Origin of the sequence: Synechococcus sp. H60.1, assembly GCF_047462335.1 — a bacterium.
Taxonomy (GTDB): Bacteria; Cyanobacteriota; Cyanobacteriia; order Thermostichales; family Thermostichaceae; genus Thermostichus.
On sequence record NZ_JANSJA010000288.1, the window covers coordinates 1 to 509 of the forward strand.

General features: G+C 63.7%; 1 protein-coding gene. It reads left to right on the forward strand.

Annotation, left to right across the window (positions count from 1 at the left end):
• A partial coding sequence (locus NW852_RS13170) for a methionine adenosyltransferase domain-containing protein (protein WP_414426812.1) occupies positions 1–444 on the forward strand: 444 nt, incomplete at its 5' end.
• Between the last annotated feature and the right edge of the window lie 65 nt (positions 445–509).

Here is a 509-nt window from a genome sequence, read left to right on the forward strand (position 1 = left end):
GGCGGCTATTCCCGTCATGGGGGCGGGGCCTTCTCCGGCAAGGATCCCACCAAGGTGGATCGCAGCGCCGCCTATGCCGCCCGCTATGTGGCCAAGAACATTGTGGCCGCTGGCCTGGCGCAAAAATGCGAGGTGCAGGTCAGCTACGCGATTGGGGTAGCTCGTCCCATCAACATTCTGGTGGAAACTTTTGGCACCGGCCGTATCCCCGATGAAGCTCTGCTGCGGCTGGTGCAGCGCCACTTCGACCTGAGGCCGGCGGCCATCCTGGCGCAGTTCCAACTGCGAGAGTTGCCCCGCCAAAGGGGAGGGCGTTTCTATCAAAACGTGGCGGTCTATGGGCACTTCGGGCAAACCCATCTGGATCTGCCCTGGGAGCGCACTGACAAAGCTGCCCTGCTGCGGGAGGAAGCTCTCGCGGGAGCGGCCGCCATCCTGGCCTAGGCAAGAGTTGGGATCCCCAGGCAGCAACAGAGACGGTTTGGGGGCCCTCGGTTTTGGCTCTGGCA